Consider the following 231-nt stretch of genomic DNA (forward strand, 5'->3'; position numbering starts at 1 on the left):
TGCTTGGTTTTCACTCCTTCATCATCATACCCAACTGCTCCAAGGGTTTTATCTTGGGTTTTATCAGCGAAAATATTGACGATATCGCTACCGTACTTGAAATTCTTACTTTCCCACTTATCTAGCGTGGCAAAGCTTGTCCCTGCATAATTGGCCTCATATCCTAGTACTCTGTCCAGTTCCAATGGATGACCTACGGACTCATGAATGGTCAAACCAAGGTGATTTGGA

1 pseudogene is annotated in these 231 nt (G+C 42.9%); it reads right to left on the reverse strand.

Going from position 1 to position 231, the window contains the following annotated elements:
- Positions 1-231: pseudogene (locus tag ACK4HU_RS21960) on the reverse strand (TldD/PmbA family protein); the annotation flags it as partial.

Source organism: Algoriphagus sp. (assembly GCF_046296635.1).
Lineage (GTDB): Bacteria > Bacteroidota > Bacteroidia > Cytophagales > Cyclobacteriaceae > Algoriphagus.